Here is a 25,800-nt window from a genome sequence, read left to right on the forward strand (position 1 = left end):
CCGGTCAGCGAAGTGGTGGCAGGGGCAACCCCCTGCCCTCGGATCTTACAGCGCTGATGTCACATCCCAGATATCCGCCATATAGCTGCGGATCGTGCGGTCAGACGAGAAGAAGCCAGACCGCGCGGTGTTCAGCGCCGCCATCTTCAGCCAGCCTGCCCTGTCAGCATAGGCCTTGTCCACCTGCGCCTGCGCCGCGCGATAGGCATCGAAATCGGCGGCAACCAGGAAATAGTCGTGATGCCAGACGCGATGCACCAGCTGGTGATAGCGCCCCGGCTCATCCGGGCTGAAGCGACCTTCGGCGATCATCTGCAGCACGTCCTGCAGGGACTGGCTGGCGGCAATGGCATCGCGGGCATGATCGGGGTTGCGGCGTCGTTCGATCACCTCTTCGGCGGTCAGGCCGAACAGGAAGAAGTTGTCGGCCCCCACTTCTTGCAGGATCTCGACATTGGCACCGTCCAGCGTGCCGATGGTCGGCGCACCATTCATCATGAACTTCATGTTGCCGGTGCCCGACGCCTCTTTGCCCGCCGTGCTGATCTGTTCCGACAGATCGGCGGCCGGGATCAGCCGTTCGGCCAAGCTGACATTGTAATTGGCCGGATAGACGATCTTCAGCTTGTCGCCGATCTCGGGATCGTTGTTCACGACCGCGGCCACATCATTGATCAGATGGATGATCTCCTTGGCCACGACATAGCCGGGGGCGGCCTTGCCCCCAAAGATCTTCACGCGCGGCACCCAATCGGCCTGCGGATTGGCCTTGATGTCGTGATACCGCGCGATCGTTTCCAGAATGTTCAGAAGCTGACGCTTGTATTCATGGATGCGCTTCACCTGCACATCGAACAGCGCATCCGGCGAGACGGTCACGCCGCAATGTTCCGCGATCCAATCCGCCAGTGCCACCTTGTTGGCGCGCTTGGCCGCATCGAAATCCTTCAGGAAGGATTTCTTCTTCACATGCGGTTCCAGCTCTTTCAGCCGGTCAAGATCGGCCTCCCAGCCGTCACCGATGGTCTTGGTGATCAGATCGGCCAGCGGCCGGTTGCACATCTTCAGCCAGCGGCGCGGCGTCACGCCATTGGTTTCGTTGATGATGCGGGGATGCAGGCTTTCCAGTTCCGGAAAGAGGTTCTGCTTCACCAGATCGGAATGCAGCGCCGAAACCCCGTTCACCTTATGCGACATGATGAAGGCCAGCTCACCCATGCGCACCTCGTGATGCTTCACGATGCCCACCCAATGCGGCGGATGATAGGTGTCACGGTGCCATGCGTCGATACGCTCGACGATCTGCATATGGCGCGGCAGGACCGAACCGAAGGTAAAGGTCGCCCACCGTTCCAGTGCCTCGGGCAGCAGCGTATGGTTGGTATAGCCAAGGCAGGCGCGGGCGATCTCCATCGCCTCCATGAACTCCATACCGTTTTCATCGACCAGCAGGCGGATCAGCTCCGGCCCGGCGATGGCGGGATGGGTGTCATTCATCTGGATCGCGACATGCTTGGGCAGATCGCGCAGGGAATGCCCGCCCGCCTTGAAGCGGCGCAGAATGTCCTGCAACGCGGCAGAGGTCAGGAAGAATTCCTGCTTCAGACGCAATTCCTTGCCCTGATAGGTCGTGTCATCGGGATAGAGCACGCGCGACAGCGTGCGGGCCAGCGCCTCCGGCTCGGCGGCGGCGGTGTAATCGCCGCGGTTGAACCGTTCCAGATCAAACATGGTGGTGGGTTTTGCCGACCACAGGCGCAGCGTATTGGCCCATTTGCCCTGCCAGCCGATCACCGGCGTATCATAGGCCTCGGCCTGCACGGTTTCGCCCGGAAGCCAGACCTCGCGGCCATCGCGGGTCACGACCTCGCCCTTGAAGGGAATGGTATAGGCGGCCTCGGGGCGCTCGAACTCCCAGGGGTGGCGGCTCATCAGCCAGTCTTCGGGAGATTCCACCTGCCGCCCGCTTTCAAACCGCTGGCGGAACAGCCCGTGCTCATAGCGGATGCCATAGCCATAGGCCGGGCATCCCAGCGTCGCCATGCTTTCCATGAAACAGGCGGCCAGACGGCCAAGCCCGCCATTGCCAAGGGCGGCATCGGGCTCGTCCTCGACGATGGCGCGGAAATCCTGTCCCAGTTCCGACATGACCTGATCGGCCATATCGCGCAGGCCCAGATTGATCGTGGCATCTTCCAGCAGACGCCCGATCAGAAATTCCATCGACAGGTAATAGACCCGCTTATGGCCGGTCTCCCATGTCTTGCGGGTCGAGGCGAACCACGGCTCCACGATCCGGTCGCGGATCGCGAAGCTCAGCGCCATGCGCCAGTCATAGAGACTGGCATTGGGCACGTCCTTGCCAAGGGTGAAGGTCAGATGGCGCAGGATATCCGCCTTGAGCAGCGGTGCGGTTACTTCGGTCACGTCTCGATCCAATCGTTGTTGCCCCCGGACAAAGTAAAGGCCCGCGCCTCCGCCTGCGCAAGCCATGACATCCTCTGACCGCGCCCCCTGCCGTGAAAGCTGGCAAAAGACGGCACCAGTGCCAAATACTTCATCATTACAGGCACAGTGTTAGCGCAAACTTATGCGGCACGCACCAGAAATAAATCATTATACGTCAAATGCTTATAGCCTCAAAGCGGTTTGGCCACCCCGACACCGATTCGTCCCACCCGCCAGGGACCTCGTCTGTAGCGCGAACAGCATCGCGAAAACCTGACTTCCAGAAACATGATCTATGTCATGGCAAGGGCGGCTCCCGCGATTCTATGCAGATCCAGCAATCAGCCGGAGAAGCCCATGCGTCTGACCACCCGCACCAATCTTGCGATGCGCACGCTGATGTTCTGCGCGATCAATCCCGACAGGATCGTCCGCAAGTCCGAGGTGGCAAGCGCCTGTAACGCATCGGAAAACCATCTGGCGCAGGTGATCCACATGCTGGCGCAAAAGGGCTTTCTGCGCACCCTGCGCGGGCGGGCAGGCGGCTTGATGCTGGGGCGCGCGGCGGAGGCGATTTCCGTCGGCGAGGTGTTTCGCGTCTTTGAAGGCGGGCTGCCCTTCACTGAATGCTTCAGTGAAAGCGAGAATGCCTGCCCGCTGAGCGGGTGCTGTCGGTTGAAATGCGCCCTCGCCGAAGCACTTGAGGCGTTCTATATCCGGCTGGACCGGGTGACAGTAGCAGAGCTGGTCCGTGACAATTCCGGGCTTGAGGGGCTGCTGAAGGTCGCCTGACCTGCCGGAATCAGACCATCTGACGGGCCTGCGGCAAAGGCCCTCTGCCCCGCCCGCATCAGCCCCCCGGCAATCGACTTCTGGGGCCGCAATAGTTCCGATCTGCCCCGCCCGCATCAGACACCGCTTGACAGCCCCACTGAAGGGATTGTCTGCGCGGCAAAGGAAAAGGGCGCAAGGTTCCCCCCGCGCCCCGTTTTCAATAGCTGTTCTGCCCCGCTCACATCGCGATGCGGCGTTGCCCTTCGCGGCGCGCGGTCAACTCTTCCGACACAAGGAAAGCCAGTTCCAGCGATTGCGAGGCGTTCAGGCGCGGATCGCAAGCGGTGTGATAGCGATCCGACAGATCCTCATCCGTCACGGCGCGCAAGCCCCCGGTGCATTCGGTCACGTCCTTGCCGGTCATCTCGAAATGCACGCCGCCCGGAACCGTGCCCTCGGCCTTGTGGATGGCGAAGAACTCGCGCACCTCACGCAGAACACTGTCGAACGGCCGGGTCTTGTAGCCGGTCGAGGATTTGATCGTGTTGCCATGCATCGGATCGCAGGACCAGACGACATTGGCACCCTCTTCCTGCACCGCCTTGATGAGACGCGGCAGGTTCTCGCCCACCTTGCCCGCGCCAAAGCGCGCGATCAGGGTCAGGCGGCCCGCCTCGTTTTGCGGGTTCAGCTTGGCCATCAGCACCTTGAGATCGTCGGCGGTGGTCGACGGCCCGCATTTCAGGCCGATCGGGTTCAGCACGCCCCGGCAGAATTCGACATGCGCGCCGTCGGGCTGACGGGTGCGGTCGCCGATCCAGATCATGTGACCCGACCCCGCCACGTTCTGGCCGGTGATGCTGTCAACGCGGCACAGGGCCTCTTCATATTCCAGCAGCAGCGCCTCATGGCTGGTGTAGAAATCGACGCGCGACAGCTCATGCGCGGTTTCCGAATTCACCCCGGCCGCATTCATGAAGTCCAGCGCATCAGAGATGCGGTTGGACAGTTCACGATAACGTTCCGCCTTGTCATGCTCGGCAAAGCCAAGGGTCCAGCTATGGACGCGGTGGATATCGGCAAAACCGCCGGTCGAAAAGGCGCGCAGCAGGTTGAGGCTGGCCGCCGCCTGCGTATAGGCCTGCAGCATCCGCGACGGATCGGGCAGACGCGCCTCTGGCGTGGCGTCAAAGCCATTGATGATATCGCCGCGATAGGACGGGTATTCGACGCCGCCGATCACCTCGGTCGGGGCCGAACGGGGTTTGGCAAATTGCCCGGCCATGCGGCCGACCTTGATGACCGGCACCTTGGCACCATAGGTCAGCACCACCGCCATTTGCAGCATGACGCGGAAGGTATCGCGGATATTGTCGGCGCTGAATTCGGCAAAACTTTCGGCACAGTCGCCGCCTTGCAACAGGAAGGCATTGCCCTCCGCCGCGGCCGCCAGTTGCTTGCGCAGGCGTCGCGCCTCGCCGGCGAAGACCAGCGGGGGATATTTCGCCAATTGGGCCTCGACACCGTTCAGCGCGGCCTGATCCGGATAATCCGGCATCTGCACGCGCGGCTTGGTGCGCCAATCCGATTTCGACCAGGGCTTGGTCATGGCTCTCCCCCTTCGTCTGTTAGCGGTAGCGCAAGCCCTATAGTGAAACCGGCGGGAAAGGCAATGGGGCAAGGGCCGGAGCAAGGGATATCCCTGCCCCATTTGCCGCCCCCTGGCGGGTTTGCGGCACGGGGCGCCGTGGCGCAGCCCCACCCCCCGGTCGGGGCTGCGGATGCCCCCTTGAACCCCCGGTCAAATCCTGAATAGATGCGACGAAACCGACGCAAACAGGTCGCACATGACACCCCTTCCGCGCAAAGCCACCGCCATGGCGAAGGAGACCGGACCCCGGCGCTTCATCTTCCTGCTGCTGGACCGCTTCACGATGATCTCTTTCGCAGGCGCGATCGAGCCGCTGCGCATCGCCAATCGCGTCGCCGGTCGCGAAATCTATGCCTGGCGTCTTGCCGGTGAAGGCGGCGGCGCTGCGATCTGCTCCAACGGGGCTTCGTTCCGGCTGGATATGGGGCTGGAAGAGGTCGATCGCGAGGATACGGTTCTGGTCTGCGGCGGCATCGATGTGGCGCGCGCCACCACCCGCGCCGTTACCGGCTGGCTGCGGCGCGAGGCGCGGCGCGGGGTTGCGATGGGGGGCATCTGCACCGGGTCCTATGCGCTGGCGCGCGCCGGATTGCTGGACGGCAAGAAGGCGACCATCCATTGGGAAAACCAGGACGGCTTTCTTGAGGAGTTTGAAGAGGTCAAGCTGACGAAATCGGTCTTCGTGATCGATGGCAACCGTATGTCGACGGCGGGCGGCACCGCCTCGCTGGATCTGATGCTGAAGATCATCGCTGCCGACCATGGCGAGGATATCGCCAATACCGTGGCCGACCAGTTGATCTATAACGCGATCCGCACCGATCAGGACACACAGCGCCTGTCGATCCCGACGCGGATCGGAGTGCGCCACCCCAAGCTGAGCCAGGTCATCCAGATGATGGAACGCAATATCGAGGATCCGATCTCGCCCGCCGATCTGGCCGAGGATGTCGGCATGTCGACACGCCAGCTGGAACGGCTGTTCCGGCGCTATCTGAACCGCAGCCCCAAACGCTATTATATGGAGCTGCGGCTGTCCAAGGCACGCAACCTGTTGATGCAGACGGATATGAGCGTGATCAATGTGGCACTGGCCTGCGGCTTTGCCTCGCCGTCGCATTTCTCGAAATGCTATCGCAGCCATTACAACACCACGCCCTACCGCGAGCGCGGCACCCAAAGTGCGGTGCCGGGTCTTGGCGCAAGGCTGGCGGTCTGAGTCCGGCTTTCACGATTTTTCGCCGAAAAATCGGGGCGCTGCGGGACATGCTCAGGCAAAAATATCGGCTTGGCTCGGCGGGGCCAGCGGATCGGGGCCATAGCGGTTCGGGCCTTCGCTGCCACGCCCGATCAGATAGATCAGCAGGATCAGGTTCAGAGCCATAGCCGCGATGCCGATGAAGCCAAGGCTTTGCGCGGTGGTGACATCCGACATCGGCAGATATTGCAACAGCAGGATGATGGCGACCCAGCCGGTGACATTGCGGTCATGCAAGCGCCGCACCGTCACGGTGATCGAAGGGATCAGCAGCGCCAGCACGCAAATCAGCGTCAGCGGCCCGGTCGCGATATAGGACAGCGGATGGCTGCCCATCTCGATCCACCAATCCAGCCCGATGCCATATTCGACCAGCCCGGCAAGGATCGCGGCAAGGATCGAGAACAGCGTGAACCACCAGAATTCGGAGCGCGATGCCCGCCCGCTCAGCTGAAGACTGCGGGCGAAGACGGTTCTGACGGATTCGACCATGTTCATCTGCGCATCCTTCCTTTGCTTGCGCCATCACCTGCAAGGCGTCCCGGCCAGTGACGCAGGCCATTGCTGAGATGCCCACAGCGATAGACCACGGACAGGGCCAAAGTCAGGGGCCAAAGTCAGGGGCCAAAGACACGGGCCTTTGGAACATTCGTGAACCGGCCCGCTTCCAGATGGGTGACACAGCCCATCGGCAATGACAACCGCAGGCAGGGTTTGCGTGATCAGCATATTGATCGCCGCCCCCGTGCAGTCGTTTCGCCCTGCCCATCCCCATCCGATCCGTTCGACCCGCGGTTTGGCCCTGCGGCCAGGAGGGCGGCCGCGCGCCCGATCGTCACCGCATCGACGGGAAAGGTCGAGCCAGCCGCCCGGCCCCCGATCTCGCAACCGGGGGCCACGCCCCAAGGGCCGCCATCATCGCGAAACGGGCCGCGTTGTTGCGTTGGGGCGAATGCGGGATGCGCCCGAAATCGCGTGACGCGACTGCGCCAAAGTATGGGCCAAAGGGGCGGAACGAGGCCGGGTCAAATATAATGCCAGCCCGAGCGCAGCGCCGCCCCAAGCGCGGGACGACCATGACGTGACACATGCCCCACCACAGCAGCTTGCCTTGACTTCGCCTTGCTGACTGCCCACCTCTCAAGACAAGGCCTTGTTCATGTTGGGGTGGAGGGTTTCATGCCGTTTGATATCAACGGGCGGGTCACCGTCAACATCCAGAATGGCTACGCGACGGTGACCATCGACCGCGTGGATTATGACAGCAATGTCTATGATCGTTCCGGCTCGGTCCAGTTTACGCTTTGGGCCACGACTGCGCCCTATCATGGCGGCACGATCCATGGCTATCGCCTGTTGGATTACCGGCCCAGCAACGACACGCTGCGCGATGGCGGATATTACTATGATGTGCGATTTGGCGATCAGGTCAGCGCGCCACGCGGCAATTACTATCTGACGGTGACGGTGCAGGAATATAGCAATGGGCGCTACCTGATCAACGATTACACCACCTTCACCAATCACTTCGCCATTGGTGGCGGCAGCACTGGCGGGGGTGGCGAGATCATCCGCGGCGACGATTACGCCAATGATCTGGATGGCACCGATGCCAGCGAGCGGATCTATGGCTATGGCGGCAACGACTTTGTGCTGGCCTATGCCGGCAATGACACCGTCTATGGCGGCCGCGGCAATGACAGTGTCTCGGGTGGCTATGGCAATGATGTACTGGATGGCGGCAATGGCCGTGACCTTCTGTCAGGCCAGAATGGCAATGACACGCTGTTTGGCCGCAATGGCGACGACAATCTGGGCGGCAATAGCGGCCATGACCGGCTGTTTGGCGGTGCGGGCAATGATTATCTTTATGGCGATCTTGGCGGTTCGGGCCGGGGCCGCGACACGCTGGTGGGCGGCAGCGGTGCCGATGTGATGGCGGGCGGCGCGGGGGCTGACCGCTTCGTCTTCCAATCCCGTTCCGAAATCGCCTCGGGCAGCGCCGGGCGCGACCGGATCACGGATTTCTCACGCAGCGAGGGCGACCGGATCGATCTGTCCAAGGTCGATGCCAATGAGAACCGGGGCGGCAACCAGGACTTTACCTTTATCGGGACGAAGACGTTCAGTGGCCGCGCGGGCGAGCTGCGCTTCGCGAAGGAGATGTTGCGCGGCGATACCGATGGCGACGGCCAGGCCGATTTCATCATCATGGTGGAAGACGTGCGCAGCCTGCAACGCGGCGATCTGATCCTGTAACGCCGCGCGCCTGCAATTCCCTTCCTTGCCCCCAATGGCGGACAAACATCCCCCGGCGCAGCATCTCAGCACCGGGGGCGTTTGCTCAAGCGTTCGGGGCCAAGTGTTTGGCTCACGGGGCCATGCGGTAGACCGCACCATCATGCACCGACAGGAACCAGATCGCGCCATCCGGGGCCTCGGCCACATCGCGCACACGGCCTGTCTCATCCGCCTCGATCCGCTCCTCGGCAAATCCGGTCTCGGCGGGTTGATCTGGTGACAATCGGCTGAGAAAGCCGCCGTTCAGGCTGCCGGTGAACAGATCGCCCTTCCAGTCTGGCACCAGCGCCCCGGAATAGACCATGAGCCCCGAAGGCGCGATGGAAGGGTCCCAGTAATGCAGGGGCTGTTCCATCCCCGGTTTTGCCTGCCCCTCGCCAATCGGCAGAAAGGTGTAGTCGCGTCCATAGGTGATGACCGGCCAGCCATAGTTCCGCCCGGCCTCGGCCCGGTTCACCTCATCGCCGCCGCGCGCGCCGTGTTCGACCGTCAGCAGGCTGCCATCGGAGGCAAGCGCGGCCCCCTGGATATTGCGATGGCCGATGGAATGGATGCCCGCAGCCCAGCCCGCGCGCAGGGGCGCAAGCGGCGCACCGCTGCGCGCCAGCCGGATCACCTTGCCCGCTGCCAGCATCGGGTCCTGCGCCGCCATCCCTTGCGGCCCGGTGCCCCGATCGCCGGTGGTGACAAAGATCGTGCCATCCGCCGCCTCGACCAGACGCGACCCGAAATGCCGCCCGCCGGGATAGCCCTCGCCGGTGAAAACGGTCTCGAAACCCTCCAGCCGCCCGGCTTCGGTCAGACGCGCGCGACCGACAGCAGTAGCCGCGCCACCAGCCGCACGGGTCGCAAAGCTGAACCAGACCTCGCGGCTGGTGATGAAATCGCGCGGCACCATGACGTCCAGCAAACCGCCCTGCCCCTCCATATGGAACGCAGGCAGCCCCTTGACCTCGACCTTCTTGCCGTTGGCCAGGTGCCATAGATGCCCCGCTCGTTCGGTGACCAGTGCCGATCCGTCCGGCAGAAAGGCCAGGCCCCATGGCTCGTCAAAGCCGATGGCGACCGGGGCGATCTGCATCACCCCGGCCGAGGTTTCGACCTGCCCCTGTGCCATGGCAGCGGGACTAAGCGCAAAGAGAGAAGCGACAAGGATAATGGGCGCGACGCCCACGGCGCGGCTGCGCGGCTGTGGTGGCATGGGATCTCCGGTGGCAGGCGGGATGGTGACAGTGAGGAGGACCGCGTTTGGGCTTTGGCGCGACGCGACGACTGCGGCATGATCCGCAGGATGGATCGATGCGGGCCGGACGCCTCCCAGGATCGTTTGCGCCGAGCGATCGCCTGCGCGCCGGCCCCCTTTTGCGCAATCCGCGCAAAGCCAGCGATCCGACGCGCGGCTAGCAACTGTGGCACGCAGCCTTGACCCTGCCAATTGCGGGCCGACCTCTTGAGACAATTCCTGCATCTTGGCGGATCATGACACAGGCCCTTGCGCAACCGGATTCAACCTTTCGTGGGCGGCGCATTTTGCCGCCAATGAACCACGTTTCGCAGGAAGACCCATTGGAAGCTGCGCGATGCGCACATTGTTTCCGTTTCGAAAACAGATGCCGCCCAATCGGCGCGGCGCCCCTGCAATGAACCGCGCCAAGCCTGCCCTTCCGCCCTAAAAATCGCCCTTCCGATTGCCCTGAACATCGCCTCTGCCGAACATTGGACCAGCCGATCAAAACCGGCAAAACGGCGCTTTTCTTTTGATCACATGCGGTCTAGCCTGCGGTCAGGATACGATCCGACATGGGAGATCAAAAATGAAAAAACTGCTGCTCGCCACCGCGGCGACTGCCCTGATGGCTGGCGCGGCCAGCGCCGAAGATGTGAAGATCGGCGTTCTGCTTGGCTTCACCGGCCCGCTGGAAACCACCGTTCCCGGTATGGCTGCCGGTGCCGAACTCGCGATCAAGGAAGTGTCGGATTCCGGCAAATTCATGGGTGGCTCCACCGTGACCGCCGTGCGCGGCGACACCACCTGTGTGGACGCTGCCGCCGCCCAATCGGCGGGTGAGCGTCTCGTCACCTCCGAGAAGGTTGCAGGCATCATCGGCGGCGACTGCTCTGGTGTGACCGGAGCCGTTCTGCAAAACGTCGCACGCCCGAATGGCGTCGGCATGATCTCGCCCTCGGCGACCTCGCCCGCGCTGTCCTCGGCCGAAGATGACGGCCTGTTCTTCCGCACCGCCCCGTCCGATGCCCGTCAGGGCGAGATCATGGCCGATATCCTGTCGGATCGCGGCGTGAAATCGGTGGCGGTCACCTATACCAACAACGACTACGGCAAGGGCATGGCGGACGCTTTCGCTGCGGCCTTCGCAGCCAAGGGCGGCGCGGTGACCCTTTCGGCCCCGCATGAAGACGGCAAGGCCGACTATTCCGCCGAAGTCGCGGCGCTGGCCTCGGCCGGTGGTGATGTGCTGGTGGTTGCCGGTTATGTCGATCAGGGCGGCAAGGGCATGATCCAGGCCTCGGTCGACTCGGGCGCCTTCTCGACCTTCTACCTGCCCGACGGCATGTATGGTGAAAGCCTGATCCAAGCCATCGGCGCCCCGCTGAACGGCTCTTACGGCTCTGTCCCGGGCACCGACAGCCCCGGCGCGGCGAAATACCTCGAAGTGGCCAAGGCTGGCGGCTTTGACGGATCCACCGCCTATTCGGGTGAAAGCTATGACGCGGCAGCCCTGATGCTGCTGTCGATGGAAGCCGCGAAGTCGACCGCTGGCAAGGACTGGACTGCCAAGGTCATGGACGTGGCCAACGCCCCGGGCGAGAAGATCTATCCCGGCGAGCTGGGCAAGGCGCTGGAGCTGATCGCGGCGGGCACCGATATCGACTATGTCGGCGCGACCTCGGTCGAGATGGTGGGTGCAGGCGAAAGCGCCGGCAACTTCCGCGAATACGAAATCAAGGACGGCAAGTTCGAAACGGCGAAATTCCGTTGATCCGCCCGTCCAGCCGTTTGACCGCAAAACCCCCGCAAGGCGGGTGGGCAAAAGGCTGATTGCGTCATGACATCGGCCCGGGATATAGGCCCGGGCCGATGCTTTATATCAAGAATCAGTGCCGCCTTTCCGGCGACCGGGGCAAACCCCGGCCCAAGCGGCGGCTCGTCCAGGGGACATGGAATGATCCGTGTAGACAACCTGCATCGCCATTTCGGCGGCTTTCGGGCCGTTGACGGGGCGACGCTCGAAATTGCCAAAGGCTCGATCACTGGTTTGATCGGCCCCAATGGTGCCGGTAAATCGACGCTGTTCAATGTGATCGCCGGACGCCTGCCGCCGACCTCGGGGCAGGTGTTCATGGATGGCGAGGATGTGACGGGGCTTCCCCCGCATGAGCTGTTCGGCAAGGGGCTGCTGCGCACCTTCCAGATCGCGCATGAATTCGGCTCCATGACGGTGCGCGAGAACCTGATGATGGTGCCCGCCCTGCAAGCGGGCGAGACGCTGTGGAACGCCTGGTTCAGCCGTGGTGCCGTGGCCCGCGAAGAAGCCCGCATCCGCGACAAGGCCGATGAGGTGCTGGAATTTCTGACCATCAGCCACATCGCCGATCTGAAGGCGGGCCAGATCTCGGGCGGGCAGAAAAAACTGGTCGAACTGGGCCGGACGATGATGGTCGATGCCAAGATTGTCTTTCTGGACGAGGTCGGCGCCGGGGTGAACCGCACGCTGCTTTACACCATCGGCGACGCCATCCTGCGGCTGAACCGCGAGCGCGGCTATACCTTCTGCGTGATCGAGCATGACATGGAGTTCATCGGCCGCATCTGCGACCCGGTGATCTGCATGGCCGAAGGCAAGGTTCTGGCGCAAGGCACTCTGGAAGAGATCAAGAACGACGAACGCGTGATCGAGGCCTATCTGGGCACCGGCCTGAAGAACAAGGTGAAAGAGGAGGCCACCCATGGCTGACCCCCGCCGAGGTGCCGGATTTTCGTCGAAAATCCGTGTCCCGAGTTTTCGTCGAAAACTCGGATCCCCGTCTTGCCGCATGACGGAGGTCTGCCATGGCTGACCCCTTCCTGATCGGTGACGCCATGACCGGCGGCTATGGTGCCGCCGATATCCTGCACAGCTGCACGATTGCCGTCGAAAAGGGCGAGATCGCCGTGATTGTCGGCCCCAATGGCGCGGGCAAATCCACCGCGATGAAGGCGGTGTTCGGGATGCTGAAGCTGCGCGAAGGCCGGGTCATGCTGGATGGTGAGGATATCACCAAACTGACCCCGCAGGCGCGTGTGGCCAAAGGCATGGGCTTCGTGCCGCAGACCCACAACATCTTTCCGTCGATGACGGTCGAGGAAAATCTGGAAATGGGTGCCTTCATCCGGCGCGATGATTTCCAGGACACCATGACGCAGATCTATGACCTGTTCCCGATCCTGAAGGACAAGCGCAATCAGGCGGCGGGCGAATTGTCGGGGGGCCAACGCCAGCAGGTCGCGGTTGGTCGCGCGCTGATGACACGGCCCAAGGTCCTGATGCTGGATGAACCCACCGCAGGTGTGTCGCCCATCGTGATGGACGAGTTGTTCGACCGCATCATCGAGATCGCCCGCACCGGCATTTCCATCCTCATGGTGGAACAGAATGCCCGGCAGGCGCTGGAGATCGCCGACAAGGGCTATGTCCTTGTGCAAGGGGCCAACCGCTTCACCGATACCGGCAAGGCCCTGATGGCCGACCCGGAGGTGCGCCGCTCGTTCCTGGGGGGCTGAGCCATGGTTTGCATCGCAATCACCTGCACATATCGAACAATTCGCGACAAGCGCCTGGGGATAAGCCCGGCATCACCCCGCGAAAACAGAACATTCCGGGCAAAACCCGGTCAGGCGGAGGCCCGCTGAATGGATTTCCTGAACGCCCTTGTGGCCTTCCTCAATTTCGTTTTCGTGCCGGGTCTGGCATATGGTGCCCAGCTTGCGCTTGGCGCGCTTGGCGTCACGCTGATCTATGGCATCCTGCGGTTCTCGAACTTCGCCCATGGCGATACGATGGCCTTTGGCACCATGGTCACGATCTTCGTGACCTGGTTCTTCCAGTCGATCGGGCTGACCGCGGGCTTCCTGCCGACCGCCCTGCTCGCCCTGCCCTTCGGCATCCTTGCCACCGCAGTCATGGTGCTGGCGACCGACAAGGTGATCTATCAGTTCTATCGCCGCCAGAAGGCCACACCGACCATTCTGGTCATCGTCTCGATGGGGGTGATGTTCGTGATGAACGGGCTTGTGCGTCTGTTCATCGGCGTCGATGATCAGAACTTTGCCGATGGCGGCCGTTTCCTCATCTCGGCGGGTGAGTTCAAGGCCGCGACGGGCCTTGCCGAAGGCCTGTCGATCAAGGGCAGCCAGGCGGTGACGGTCGCCACCGCCGCACTTACCGTGGCGCTGCTGTTCTGGTTCCTGCAAAAGACCCGCACCGGCAAATCGATGCGCGCCTTTGCCGATAACGAGGATCTGGCGCTGCTGTCGGGCATCAACCCCGACCGTGTGGTGCAGGTGACATGGATCATCGCGGCGACACTGGCGACCATCGCCGGCGTGCTTTACGGCCTCGACAAGAGCTTCCGCCCCTTCACCTATTTCCAGCTGCTGCTGCCGATCTTTGCAGCCGCCATCGTGGGGGGCCTTGGCAGCCCGCTTGGTGCCATTGCCGGCGGCTTCATCATCGCCTTTTCCGAGGTGATGCTGACCTATGCCTGGAAAAAGGTCGCAACCTATGTCCTGCCTGACAGCATGGCGCCTGACAGCCTGCTGCAACTGATGGGCACGGATTACAAATTCGCCGTCAGCTTCGCGATCCTGATCCTTGTGCTGCTGTTCCTGCCGACCGGCCTCTTCAAAGGGAAATCCTACTGATGTCGAAGAATCTCAAACTCTTCCTCGGCGTCGCGCTGCTGTTCGTGGCAACGGGGTTCCTGATGTCGTGGAACCAGGCGCTGTTCGTGCTGAACTTCGCCATGGTCTCGGCGATCATGGCGCTTGGGGTGAATATCCAATGGGGCTATGCGGGCCTGTTCAATACCGGCGTCATGGGCTTTGCGGCCCTTGGCGGCTTGTCGGTGGCGCTGGTCGCCACGCCCCCGGTGCGCGAGGCATGGTCAGTGGGCGGCGGCGGCATCCTTGGCGGGTTGCTGATCGGCCTTGCCACCATCGCACTGGCCGTCACCCTGTGGAAGCGCATGGCCAAGGGGCGCAAGCGCAGCCTGACCATGCTGGTCGTGCTGGTGGGCGGCTTCATCCTGTTCCGCTGGGTGTTTGACCCGGCTGTGACAGCGGTGGAGGCGATCAACCCCTCGATCACCGGCAACCTTGGCGGCTTTGGCCTGCCGGTGCTGCTGGCCTGGCCGCTGGGGGGCCTGTTGGCCGCCGGTGCCGCATGGGCCATCGGCAAGACCGCGCTTGGCCTGCGCTCCGATTATCTCGCCATCGCGACCCTTGGCATTGCCGAGATCATCATCGCGGTGATGAAGAACGAGGATTGGCTGGCGCGCGGCGTGAAGATGATGAATATGGCGCAGCGCCCCTGGCCCGTGCCCTATGAGGTGAACCTGCAACGGAACGAAACCTTCCTGTCGCTGGCCAATTCCATGGGCTTCGATCCGGTCACGGGTTCCTCGATCTTCGTCAAACTGGTCTATCTGGTGATGATCCTGATCGTGCTGGCGCTGGTGATCTGGCTGTCGGAACGCGCGCTGAACAGCCCCTGGGGCCGGATGATGCGCGCCATTCGCGACAATGAGGATGCCGCCCGCGCCATGGGCAAGGACGTGACCCGACGCCATTTGCAGGTCTTCATCCTTGGTTCTGCTGTGATCGGCATTGCGGGTGCGATCCTGACTTCGATGGACGGGATCCTGAACCCGGGCACCTATCAGCCGCTGCGCTTCACCTTCCTGATCTGGGTCATGGTCATCGTGGGCGGATCGGGCAACAACTGGGGGGCCGTCCTGGGTGCCATGCTGATCGGCTGGCTTTGGCTGATGGTCGAGGCGCTCGGGCCGCAGGTCATGAGCCTGGTCACCGCCGGTCTGTCCGAAGGCCCGCTGAAGGCGCATCTGGTCGACAGCGCGCAGCATATGCGCCTGCTGACGCTGGGGGTGATCCTGCTTCTGGTGCTGCGCTTCAGCCCGAAGGGGCTTTTGCCCGAAAAGTGATCTGGTGCAGCGTTTTACGCTGGCCGAACCCGATAACAAAAGGGGCGCTGTCAGCGCCCCTTTTTCATTGCCCATTGTTCAGGAAATCGCCTCTGGCGCGGGGGAAACCTCTGGCGCGGTCGGGCCTCTGGCATGAGGCAGGCCGCAGGCATCTGGCAACCCCTTTCGCTCGATCACAGTTTTTCGCTCGATCTCTGCCTTTCGATCGATCACGCCCCCTGAAGCGGATCAGCGCCTTGCCACCGATCAGGCGGCCAGCAGCACCCGCGCCTCAAAGGCCTTGAGGCTGCGCCGCGCTGCCTGCATCCGCGTCGAAGGCCCAGCCAGATCCGGGAACAGCCCCAGAATTTCATCGCGCTGCGCGTCCTCCATCCCGTCCAATGTCGCCATGGCGGGTTGGAAACTTTCGGTCAGGCAGCCCTCGGCGCAGATGATCTGATGTTCCTCGAACAGCAGATGCAGATAGGTGATCCCGGTCTGGGGCAGCTCGCGGGTGATCCCCGGCAGACCGACCAAATGGGTCGCGGCCACCAGAACCTCGGCCTCACCGAAGACCAGTTCGGCGCGCGGGCCGCTGATCAACATCCGGTGCTGCGGGCTGACCAGAAGGTCGCGCTCCGGCAGGTTCAGGCCAAGTGCGCCTGCTGCGATGCGGATCGGCCAAAGCGGCGGTGCCGCCAGCAGTTCGGCATGGGTCAGGCTGCGGCTGCCGCACCACAGCAGCGGCTGCGCGCCCGCGTCCTCTGTCATCACCAGATCGCCCGGGCGCAGATCCTCGACCAGACGCATCCCCTCGGGCGTGGCAATCCGCGCGCCGGGGGTGAAGCAGGGAATGACCTTTTCGATATTGGAAAAGGTCAGCGAGCCGATGACGTTTCCATTATCGTCCAGAAACTCAACCACACCATTTTCGCGATTGGTGGAACTGTAGATGACATTGGTCAGCGCCTTGCCGATATTGCGCAGATCCAGCGTGTCATAATCGTCGCCGCCCTCGCCGCCATCGATCGTATCGCCGATCCCATCGATGCCGATGACAAAAGTATCACGGCCATCGCCGCCAAACATCAGATCTGCGCCGGCACCGCCCTGGATCCAGTCATTGCCCGCGCCGCCATAGAGCACGTCATCGCCGTCATCGCCCAGCAGATAGTCATCGCCATCGCCGCCATATACCGTGTCATTGCCATGGCCGCCGAACATGACATCGTCACCAGCGCCGCCAGTGAGCTGATCATTGCCGGTGCCGCCCAACAATGTGTCCTGGCCCTCGCCGCCGAACAGCGCATCATTGTCGGCGCCGCCGTCCAACGAGTCATCACCATCGCCGCCGACAAGCGTGTCATCGCCCGCATCGCCGAACAACTGATCGTTTTCGGTGCCGCCATCCAGCGAGTCGCGCCCTTCGCCGCCGAAAAGCTGGTCGCTGCCGGACCCGCCTTCCAGCGTGTCATTGCCGTCCTCGCCATAGAGGATGTCATTGCCGGCATCCCCGTGCAGAAGATCGTCGCCCGTGCCGCCTAGCAGGCTATCTGCGCCGTCGCCCCCTTCCAGCGTGTCATTGCCGGTGCCCCCCAGAAGGGTGTCATTGCCGAGACCGCCATAAAGCTGGTCATTATCGGCCCCGCCATCCAGCCGGTCATTGCCATCGCCGCCAAACAGCTGGTCATTGCCCGCATCGCCGTAAAGCTGATCGTTGCCCAGACCGCCATCCAGCGTGTCCGCCCCGTCACCGCCATAGGCGGTATCATCGCCTTCGCCGCCCGACAGGCTGTCGGTGCCGATGCCTCCATCCAGGTAATCATTGCCGGTGCCGCCAAACAGCTGATCATTGCCCGCGCCGCCGAACAGGCGGTCGTCATTGGCTCCACCATCCAGCACGTCATTGCCAAGACCGCCGATCAGGCTGTCATTGCCATCGCCACCGAACAGCCGGTCATCATCCGCGCCGCCATCCAGCGTATCGTTACCCAAACCGCCGACCAGGCTGTCATTGCCCTCATCGCCAGAAAGCGCATCATCGCCAATGCCACCATCCAGCGTGTCATTGCCGGTGCCGCCAAACAGCTGATCATTTCCGCCATCGCCGATCAGGTTGTCATCGCCAAGGCCACCCGAAAGGGTATCGGCACCGTCGCCGCCCTCCAGCCGGTCATTGCCCGCGCCGCCGATCAGGCTGTCATTACCCGCCCCACCGTAAAGGCTGTCGTGATCCGCGCCACCATCCAGCGTGTCATTGTCATCGCCGCCGTAAAGCGTGTCATTGCCATCACCACCGGACAGGCTGTCTGTCCCGACACCGCCATCCAGATAATCGTTGCCGGTGCCACCAAACAGCTGGTCATTGCCATCGCCACCGAACAGACGGTCGTCATTGGCACCGCCATCCAGCGTGTCGTTGCCCAGGCCGCCGATCAGGCTGTCATTGCCCGCGCCGCCAAACAGGCTGTCGTGATCCGCCCCGCCATCCAGCGTGTCATTGCCAGCCTCGCCATAGATGGTGTCATTGCCGGCATCGCCTGACAGGCTGTCATTGCCGGTCAGCGCCGCTGTGGACGATCCGATCATCGGGCTGCTGGCCAGATCCTGTGCCGTGCCGCCGGGCGGGGTCACAGTGCCGTAAAAGGTGTTCCCGCCAAGGTTTTCCCAATAGCGCGCCTCGATCGTATAGCTTTGCCCCGCTTGCAGGACGATGGTTTGCGACCGCGTGGTCAGCGACTGGTGATAGTCATTGTCCAGCCTGTTGCTGCCATTGGTCCACAACACCGCCGTGCCATCGGCATTGAACAGTTGCAGCGACGAGCCGTCATCGGATGACAGGCTGAACGTATAGGTTCCGGCCACCGTGGCGGTAAAGGTCGCGGTATAGATGATGCCGAAATCATCGGGGTCGCCCGAAGCCAGATTGCGCGCGGCAAGGGCTTGGGCATTCACATCGAATGAGGTGGCAAGACCGCTGCCCGCCAGCGTGCCGCTTTCGATCGTGCTCGCCTGATTGTTCGCCGCGGTGAAATCGCGGTTATAGACGCGATAGCCCCAGGTCTGCGGGCGGTCACTATCACCATAGATCAGATCGTTGCCGGCACCGCCCGCGGCGGTATCATTGCCCGCGCCGCCATAGATGGTGTCGGCCCCATCCACGCCAGTGAGCGAGTCGTTGCCGCCGAAACCCGCAACGCTGTCCGCACCGGCTCCTCCGCCGAGCGTGTCGCTCCCCTTTGTTCCACCATAATTTGCCATGACTGCTCTTCCGATGCTTCCGCCGGTTTGAGCCGTTTTCGCCCCGCAATGCGGCAGAGCCGTGGCAAAGCCATGGTTAAAGGAAGATTGTCACCGCTGGGGTGACAATCCTCTTCATTTCCGCGTGATGAAGTCAGGCAGACAGCAAGACCCTGGCCTCGCGGCCTTTCAGGCAGCGCCGCGCCGCAGGAATGACAGCGCCAGACAGCAATCCGGGGAACAGCGCCAGCAATTCATTGCGCTGCGCATCATCCATGCCCGCCAGCGTCAGGTCGCCCGGCTGGAAACTTTCCGTCCAGGCCCCATCAGCGCGGATGATCTCATGCTGCGCAAAAGCCACATGGATGTAGCTGATGCCTTCGGTCGGCAATTGGGAAATGCCGGGCTGGCCTGCCAGATGGGTGGCCGCCACCAGAACTTCGCGTTCACCGAAATACATCTCGCTGCGGGCACTGGTCATCAACATGCGATGCTGCGGGCTGACCATCATGTCGCGCTGCGGCAGACCGGCACCAAGCGCGCCCTTCGCAATCCGCACCGGGGCGAAATTCGGGTTGCGCGCCAGCTCGGCCGCACTCAGATCGCGCCGACCGACCCAACGAACCTGCTGATAGCCATTGTCGCGGGTCAGCACCATGTCGCCAACCTGCAGCGCCTCGACCGGGATCTCTCCTTCAGCGGTGGCGATCAGGCTGCCGGGGGTGAAGCACGGGATGACCTGCTCGATATTGGAGAAGGTCATCGAGCCGATAACATTGCCATCATCATCGAGGAACTCGACCACGCCGTTTTCGGAATTGGTCGGATCATAGATGATATTTGTGTGGCGCGGCCCCCAATCGCTGAGATCGAGGATGTCGTAATCGTCGCCGCCCTCGCTGCCATCGATCACATCGCCGATGCCAACGCCGGTGAACAGATCGCGGTCGTCGCCACCCGTCAGCGTGTCGGCCCCCGCCCCGCCATTCAGCGTGTCATTGCCTGCCCCACCCGCCAGGCTGTCATCGCCATCGCCGCCCGACAGCTGGTCATCGCCAATGCCGCCATAAAGCACGTCATTGCCCGCGCCGCCGTCAAGGCTGTCATCGCCATCTTCGCCAAGCAGCGTGTCATCGCCCTCATCGCCAGACAGCGTGTCATTGCCGGCACCGCCATCCAGCTGGTCATTGCCGGCACCGCCGTAAAGCTGGTCCTCGCCCGCATCGCCCGAAAGCTGGTCGTCACCATCGCCGCCAAACAGCTGGTCATTGCCAATGCCGCCCGACAGGCTGTCATCGCCGACCCCACCCTCCAGCGTGTCATCACCTTCGCCACCGGAGAGGCTGTCATTGTCCTGACCGCCATAGAGCAGGTCATTCCCGGTGCCGCCGATCAGCGTGTCATTGCCGAAGCCGCCATGGATCGTATCATTGCCCGCGCCGCCATCCAGCAGGTCGCCCTCATCGGCACCACCGCCGAGATGGGCCTCATAATTGGAGGTGGCCCCCCAGTAAGTCGTGCCATTTTCGGAGCCCGAGACCAGCGTCAAGGGCACAGGTTGCGTCGGATTGGCCACAGGCCCCTGTGGCACATCGATCTGCCACAGCCCGTTCTGCCCAGTCGACGGGTCTGCAGCGACACCGTAGATCTCGCCATTGGGACCAAGCGCAAGGCCCCAGGCGGTGTCTGGCAAGGTACCAAGCGTGTGCTGGCCGATGACATTGCCATCGGCATCAAGATCCAGCTTGATCAGCTGCGTGGCATAGGTCGATCCCGGCACATAGTCATAGCCATTCCATTCCGGGACATACCCGTTCCAGGAAATATAGGCGCTGTCGCCCACGAACAGGAAGTCGCCCGCCGGATATCCACCATTCGGATCGGTCCACCATTCCGTGGAATTGGCGGGGGCCGCAGGATCGAAGCGATAGATCGAGCTGCCATAGGCCCCATAGCCCATCCCGTCATAACCGAAGGACAGGGCATTGTTGCCAGCATAGTTTCCGACCGGGCCGATCAGGGTTTCCGCCCCGGTCGTGGTATCGATCTGGTAAAGCGTGCCGCCAGAGGTGCCATAGAGCATCCCGTCGGCATTCATCCCGATATCGCCATAGGCGCGCGCCGCCGGACCGACCGCCGTCTTCACGCCGACGCCATTCTCGTCGATGTCGATCCGGTAGATCGTGCTGGGGTCATTGGCCCAGACGGTCAGACCACCCGGAACCGCAGCCTCATCGGCACCACCATAGATCAGGTCATTGCCTTCGCCGCCCGCGATGGTATCGCTGCCGCCCTGGCCGATCAGCGTATCATCACCGTCACCGCCCGAGACAAGGTCGTCGCCGTCGCCCGCGGCCACGCTGTCATTGCCCGCATCGCCCGCGATCGTGTCGTCGCCCGCGCCGCCATTGAGCGAATCGTCGCCCTCACCGCCGATCAGGCTGTCATTGCCGGCGTCGCCGTTCAGCGTGTCATTGCCGATGCCGCCATCCAGCGTGTCATCGCCAAGCCCGCCCGAAAGGACGTCATCGCCCTCTTCGCCATAGGCCAGGTCATTCCCGGCCCCCGCGGCGACGGTGTCATCGCCGGTACCGCCATAGACCGTATCATCGCCCGCACCCGAGGCCACAACATCATTGCCGCCGCCCGCTTGCACCAGATCATCATCGTCCTGGGTCTGGTTGTCCCCGGCGTCGATCCGGTCGCCTTGCGGATCGCCGGTATAGTCTGCATCGATCGTGTCATCGCCATCCGTGCCTTCGACGATGTAGTTCGGCGGCACCACGACATTGCCATCGGCAATGACGTGTTCGATATTGATGAATTCCAGCAGCGAGCCGTCATTGAAATGAACCGTGCCGTTTTCGGCATTGATCGGATCAAAGACGATATGGCTGACATCGTTGACGATCAGCGTGTCATCATCGGTGCCGGTGGTGACCGTCTCGCCGCCATCGACGAAATCACCGCCGCCGCCATAGATCACATCGGCGTCGTCCTCGCCCAGCAGGGTATCGGCCCCGGCCCCGCCGTATAGTGTATCCGCCCCGTCCGAGCCCTTGACGATATCGTCGCCATCATCGCCATGTACCTCGTCATCGCCGCCCGATCCGGTGATGGTGTCATTGCCTGCACCCCCATAGACAGTGTCGGTGCCAAAGCCGCCATAAACCTCGTCATTGCCGTCGCCGCCATAGACGTGGTCATCATCGGCCCCCCCATAGACGGAGTCATCTCCCGCGCCACCATAGACCGTGTCATTGCCCGCATCGCCGCGCACAAAGTCATTGCCCTCGTCGCCCGACAGCGTGTCATTCCCGGTGCCGCCCTCCATATAGTCGTCGCCGTCATTGCCCATCAGGCTGTCATTGCCGTCGCCACCATAGATCAGGTCATTGCCTGCACCGCCATCAATGGTGTCATGACCACCGCCCGACAGCACCTCGTCATTGCCGGCACCGGTTGAAATGGTCAGGTCGGCATTACTGGAGGTCGCATAGATCCCGTCATTGCCCGCGCCAGTCTGGAAATTCTCGAAATCATCGAAGAAACCGCCGGTCGTGCCGGAATGCGCGTCATAGCTGCCGGATTCGTCGCCCGAGAACGAGATATTCACCCCGGAATCGACCAGGCTCATGTCCAGCGTATCGTGATCGTCGCCGGTGGAGCCACCAAACAACGTATCGGTGCCGTCTTCTTCGTTCAGGCGAACGGTGTCGGCATCGGCCCCGCCATAGACCAGATCATTGCCCTTGCCGCCGATCAGCGTGTCATCGCCGGTCTCGCCATAGATCGTGTCATCGCCATCAAGGCCAAAGACACCGTCATCGCCCTCGCCGCCAAAGACCAGATCATTGCCAAGGCCAGCATTGATCGTGTCATTGCCGCCATAACCAAAAATGGTGTCATGAATGCCATCGCTGCCATCGATCTGGTCGCCCTGACCATCGGCATAGTTGACGCCCATCGAGTCATTGCCCGAGGTGCCATCGACCGCACCGGTGATCTCGATCCGCTCGATCTCGGAGAAGGTCAACGAGCCGCCATCATTGAAATGGATGGTGCCAGCCTCGTTATCGCCGCCGCCATAGACGATCTCGCGCACATCAGAGACGATCAGCAGGTCATTGTCTTCGCCGGTGGTGACACCTTCGCCACCGATCACCACATCGCCCGCATGGCCATAGATGGTATCGGCATCGCTGCCGCCGCTCAGCGTGTCACCGGCGCTGTCGCCGCCGCCATACAGCACATCTGCGCCGTCACCGCCATCCAGGCTGTCGGCACCCTTGCCTGCCTGCAATGCGTCATTGCCGGCCCCGCCTTGCAGGGTGTCATTGCCGTCGCCACCATCCAGACTGTCGTCGCCCGCGCCGCCCGTCAGCAGGTCATTGCCGGCCCCACCAGTCAGAATGTCGGAACCCTGACCGCCGTAAATCGTATCATTGCCATCGCCGCCTTCCAGCGTATCGTCATGGCCAGGTGCCATATTGCCGTCGGCCTGCACGAGATCGGTGTAGTGCAGCCCCGTCACATCGGCGAAGATCGGGCTTTGCACAGCTGGATCATTGCTGGAGGTCCAGGTGATCACGTCCCCATCCTGCACCGCGATATCATAGCTGTAGAACAGGTTGGTATTGTCGCTGCCGATCTGGATGACCCAGGCATTGCCGGTCTCGCCCGTCGTGGCATTGTAGATGTCGCTTTGTGCGACAGCATAGACCGGCGTTCCGGCGGGAAAAGTCACCTGCGCATAATTCGGAACCGAGCCCGTATAGCTGACCACCTTGGTGATGGTGACCGGCGAGGTCAGAACCTGATTTCCGTTTGCATCGACCGGGCTGCCACCGCCGCCCGAATGATCCTCAAGCGCCGGGTCATCATCCGAAACCTGGATGGTTGCGGCATCCGCGGCCCCATTGAAGGTGGCCGTGCCATTCACATAAGTGACCCAATTGCTGATGGGCATATTGCTGGAGTTCAGCGCGAACAGGCCAAAGCTGAAACTGCCTGGTGCTGCGCCCGCGCCGGTATCCCAGGGCTCGTCGCCATAGATCACGTCATCGCCTGCGCCGCCTTGCACCAGATCGTTGCCCGTGCCGCCCGTCAGCAGGTCATTGCCGTCTTCGCCCAACAGGGTGTCATTGCCCGCATGGCCCGCCAGCGTGTCATTGCCGTCACCGCCATAGGCAAGATCATCGTCATCATGGCCCCAGACGCTGTCATCGCCCGCACCGCCATAAAGCGTGTCATCCCCGGGGCCGGACAGGATCGTGTCATTGCCTTCGCCGCCATAGACCAGATCATTGCCGGTATTGGCGAAAAGGTAATCATCCCCGGCCCCACCGTCCAGCGTGTCGTCATAAGCGCCGGCTTCCAGGGTATCGTTGCCCTCGCCGCCATCAAGGCTGCTATTGCCTGTGGCGCTGCCGCTATGAAGATGATCGTCCCCCGCACCGCCGCGCAGCGTATCCTCGCCCTCGCCGCCATAAAGCGTGTCGTTGCCGATCCCGCCCAGCATCACGTCATCGCCCGCGTCGCCATACATATGGTCGTCGCCCTCATCGCCCGCGAGCAGGTCATTGCCCGCACCGCCATGGATCAGGTCATTGTCCGCGCCGCCAGAGACGCTGTCATCCCCTTCCCCGGCATAGATGGTGTCATTGCCCGCGCCGCCATAGACGATATCGTCATTGCCAGTGCTGCCATTCAGCCCGGTTGCATCATTGCTGTCGATCAGGTCTCCATCGGGATCGCCGACATAGTTTCCATCGATCCGATCATCGCCGGAAGTGCCTGAAACAATGCCATCCTTGCTGGCCGTCGCGGCGGTATGCATCGTGACATAGCCGACATCCTTGTTCCCCATGCCGTCATCAACGGTATAGGAAAAGGCTTCGGACCCGGTCTCACCATTTGAGAAGACCGTTACCGTGCCATCCGCATTCAGCTGCACCTGATGGCCCGATTGCAGGGTCACGGTCTGCCCCGGAACCACATCCTGCCCGTTGATCTGGGTGATGGTCAGATTGGAGCCTTCGGGGTGATCATCATTGGCCAGAATGTCAAAGGTGCGGGTCTCATTGGTGAGCACATTCACTTCGTCGTCAAAGGCCAGCGTATAGGTCTGGATGCTTTCGCCCATGATCAGCAGGTTGGAATCGACCACGCTGTCACCACCATCGGCGATGCCGATGCGCAGCGAATTCAGCTCACCCGGGTTGACCTTGGCCTTGATGGACAAGACATAGGTGAAGCCGTCCATCTCGGTGTTGTATTGGTCCTGAGTGTTGTCGACATAAAGATTCTGGTTCGAACCCGAATTCACCGTATCAATCGACACCGTGCCCGAGATGGCGATGGTGGCAGGCACCAGAACACCATTGACCCAGACCCCGAATGCGTCGTTCACGCCACTATTGACATATTCCGGGTATTCGTCCGACGAGAACACGAAGTTCATCGTGATCATGTCACCGTCAGGAATGAAGTCGACATTCAGGATCGCACCGTCATGGGTGGACACACCTGCAATGCCATCCAGCCCCGGATCCCCCTCGACCCCGTGGTCAAGATCGGTGGTGATTGCCGACTGGCTGTTCGTATCGGTCGTGCCGCTGTCATTGGTGAAGTTGCGCACATTGCCGGTGGACAGGATCACCCCGGTATCGGTCGGCGAGACGCCCGGAATGGTGGTTAAGGCCCCTGAATAGACCCCCGAGGCCAGAGGATCGCCCTCGAACCATGCGTTCTGGACCGTAATACCATTGCCGAAAATGGCATTGGCCATATCCATGGCGGAGGCATCGGTATCGATTGTCAGGGCTTGCGCTGTGGGCATGGCGATCACTCTTCAGAAGAACGGGAACGGGAAAACGGGGCTTGGCACAAGGAATATGAGGAACGGCAAGAAGGGTCCGCAGGCTGACCA

At 62.3% G+C, this 25,800-nt stretch carries 14 protein-coding genes; 8 read left to right on the plus strand and 6 right to left on the minus strand.

What is annotated here, in order from left to right:
- Positions 1-45: 45 nt before the first annotated feature.
- The gene (locus tag GBJ34_RS02170) at positions 46-2,427 is read right to left on the minus strand and encodes a glycogen/starch/alpha-glucan phosphorylase (RefSeq protein WP_226341011.1); all 2,382 of its coding nucleotides are present in this window, start codon (positions 2,425-2,427) and stop codon (positions 46-48) included.
- 378 nt (positions 2,428-2,805) lie between these two features.
- On the opposite strand from GBJ34_RS02170, the gene GBJ34_RS02175 reads away from it, so the two are divergent.
- Complete coding sequence (locus tag GBJ34_RS02175) at positions 2,806-3,240, plus strand: RrF2 family transcriptional regulator (protein ID WP_151717610.1); 435 nt, start codon at positions 2,806-2,808, stop codon at positions 3,238-3,240.
- A gap of 220 nt (positions 3,241-3,460) precedes the next feature.
- On the opposite strand, the gene GBJ34_RS02180 is transcribed toward GBJ34_RS02175, so the two are convergent.
- A complete protein-coding gene (locus GBJ34_RS02180) occupies positions 3,461-4,831 on the minus strand; it encodes a class II 3-deoxy-7-phosphoheptulonate synthase (RefSeq protein ID WP_151717611.1) in 1,371 nt (456 codons plus the stop codon).
- Between the two features lie 238 nt (positions 4,832-5,069).
- Between GBJ34_RS02180 and GBJ34_RS02185 the strand changes: the two genes are divergently transcribed.
- Positions 5,070-6,092 (plus strand): GlxA family transcriptional regulator, encoded by a 1,023-nt coding sequence (locus GBJ34_RS02185; protein WP_151717612.1) that lies wholly within the window; start codon positions 5,070-5,072, stop codon positions 6,090-6,092.
- A 51-nt stretch (positions 6,093-6,143) separates the two neighbouring features.
- Here the strand turns inward: GBJ34_RS02185 and GBJ34_RS02190 are convergent, their stop codons facing one another.
- Entirely contained in the window at positions 6,144-6,629 is a 486-nt protein-coding gene (locus GBJ34_RS02190; protein WP_151717613.1) for a DUF805 domain-containing protein, read from the minus strand.
- Positions 6,630-7,310: 681 nt separating this feature from the next.
- On the opposite strand from GBJ34_RS02190, the gene GBJ34_RS02195 reads away from it, so the two are divergent.
- The gene (locus GBJ34_RS02195) at positions 7,311-8,390 is read left to right on the plus strand and encodes a calcium-binding protein (protein ID WP_151717614.1); all 1,080 of its coding nucleotides are present in this window, start codon (positions 7,311-7,313) and stop codon (positions 8,388-8,390) included.
- A 112-nt stretch (positions 8,391-8,502) separates the two neighbouring features.
- Here the strand turns inward: GBJ34_RS02195 and GBJ34_RS02200 are convergent, their stop codons facing one another.
- Positions 8,503-9,633 carry a PQQ-dependent sugar dehydrogenase gene (locus GBJ34_RS02200; protein WP_151717615.1) on the minus strand — a complete coding sequence of 377 codons (1,131 nt, stop codon included), beginning with the start codon at positions 9,631-9,633 and terminating at the stop codon, positions 8,503-8,505.
- 613 nt (positions 9,634-10,246) lie between these two features.
- Between GBJ34_RS02200 and GBJ34_RS02205 the strand changes: the two genes are divergently transcribed.
- From GBJ34_RS02205 to GBJ34_RS02225, 5 genes are all read left to right on the plus strand, one after another.
- Complete coding sequence (locus GBJ34_RS02205; protein ID WP_151717616.1) at positions 10,247-11,431, plus strand: ABC transporter substrate-binding protein; 1,185 nt, start codon at positions 10,247-10,249, stop codon at positions 11,429-11,431.
- A gap of 183 nt (positions 11,432-11,614) precedes the next feature.
- Positions 11,615-12,406 (plus strand): ABC transporter ATP-binding protein, encoded by a 792-nt coding sequence (locus tag GBJ34_RS02210; protein WP_151717617.1) that lies wholly within the window; start codon positions 11,615-11,617, stop codon positions 12,404-12,406.
- Between the two features lie 95 nt (positions 12,407-12,501).
- Positions 12,502-13,212, plus strand: a complete 711-nt coding sequence (locus GBJ34_RS02215; RefSeq protein WP_151717618.1) for an ABC transporter ATP-binding protein — start codon at positions 12,502-12,504, stop codon at positions 13,210-13,212.
- 129 nt (positions 13,213-13,341) lie between these two features.
- Positions 13,342-14,352 (plus strand): branched-chain amino acid ABC transporter permease, encoded by a 1,011-nt coding sequence (locus GBJ34_RS02220; RefSeq protein WP_151717619.1) that lies wholly within the window; start codon positions 13,342-13,344, stop codon positions 14,350-14,352.
- On the plus strand, positions 14,352-15,650 hold the full coding sequence (locus tag GBJ34_RS02225; protein WP_151717620.1) for a branched-chain amino acid ABC transporter permease: 1,299 nt from the start codon (positions 14,352-14,354) through the stop codon (positions 15,648-15,650). Before GBJ34_RS02220 ends, GBJ34_RS02225 begins: the two co-directional genes overlap by 1 nt.
- 246 nt (positions 15,651-15,896) lie before the next feature.
- On the opposite strand, the gene GBJ34_RS02230 is transcribed toward GBJ34_RS02225, so the two are convergent.
- On the minus strand, positions 15,897-18,890 hold the full coding sequence (locus GBJ34_RS02230; RefSeq protein ID WP_151717621.1) for a Hint domain-containing protein: 2,994 nt from the start codon (positions 18,888-18,890) through the stop codon (positions 15,897-15,899).
- Between the two features lie 133 nt (positions 18,891-19,023).
- On the minus strand, positions 19,024-25,710 hold the full coding sequence (locus GBJ34_RS02235) for a Hint domain-containing protein (protein WP_151717622.1): 6,687 nt from the start codon (positions 25,708-25,710) through the stop codon (positions 19,024-19,026).
- Between the last annotated feature and the right edge of the window lie 90 nt (positions 25,711-25,800).

The organism is Gemmobacter serpentinus, from assembly GCF_008973825.1.
Classification (GTDB): Bacteria; Pseudomonadota; Alphaproteobacteria; order Rhodobacterales; family Rhodobacteraceae; genus Gemmobacter; species Gemmobacter serpentinus.

Coding starts and splice junctions, on each gene's coding strand:
- GBJ34_RS02230 (WP_151717621.1), bottom strand. CDS start 18,890: ATGGCAAATTATGGTGGAACAAAGGGGAGCGACACGCTCGGCGGAGGA.
- GBJ34_RS02215 (WP_151717618.1), top strand. CDS start 12,502: ATGGCTGACCCCTTCCTGATCGGTGACGCCATGACCGGCGGCTATGGT.
- GBJ34_RS02180 (WP_151717611.1), bottom strand. CDS start 4,831: ATGACCAAGCCCTGGTCGAAATCGGATTGGCGCACCAAGCCGCGCGTG.
- GBJ34_RS02190 (WP_151717613.1), bottom strand. CDS start 6,629: ATGAACATGGTCGAATCCGTCAGAACCGTCTTCGCCCGCAGTCTTCAG.
- GBJ34_RS02195 (WP_151717614.1), top strand. CDS start 7,311: ATGCCGTTTGATATCAACGGGCGGGTCACCGTCAACATCCAGAATGGC.
- GBJ34_RS02175 (WP_151717610.1), top strand. CDS start 2,806: ATGCGTCTGACCACCCGCACCAATCTTGCGATGCGCACGCTGATGTTC.
- GBJ34_RS02200 (WP_151717615.1), bottom strand. CDS start 9,633: ATGCCACCACAGCCGCGCAGCCGCGCCGTGGGCGTCGCGCCCATTATC.
- GBJ34_RS02220 (WP_151717619.1), top strand. CDS start 13,342: ATGGATTTCCTGAACGCCCTTGTGGCCTTCCTCAATTTCGTTTTCGTG.
- GBJ34_RS02205 (WP_151717616.1), top strand. CDS start 10,247: ATGAAAAAACTGCTGCTCGCCACCGCGGCGACTGCCCTGATGGCTGGC.
- GBJ34_RS02225 (WP_151717620.1), top strand. CDS start 14,352: ATGTCGAAGAATCTCAAACTCTTCCTCGGCGTCGCGCTGCTGTTCGTG.
- GBJ34_RS02235 (WP_151717622.1), bottom strand. CDS start 25,710: ATGCCCACAGCGCAAGCCCTGACAATCGATACCGATGCCTCCGCCATG.
- GBJ34_RS02210 (WP_151717617.1), top strand. CDS start 11,615: ATGATCCGTGTAGACAACCTGCATCGCCATTTCGGCGGCTTTCGGGCC.
- GBJ34_RS02185 (WP_151717612.1), top strand. CDS start 5,070: ATGACACCCCTTCCGCGCAAAGCCACCGCCATGGCGAAGGAGACCGGA.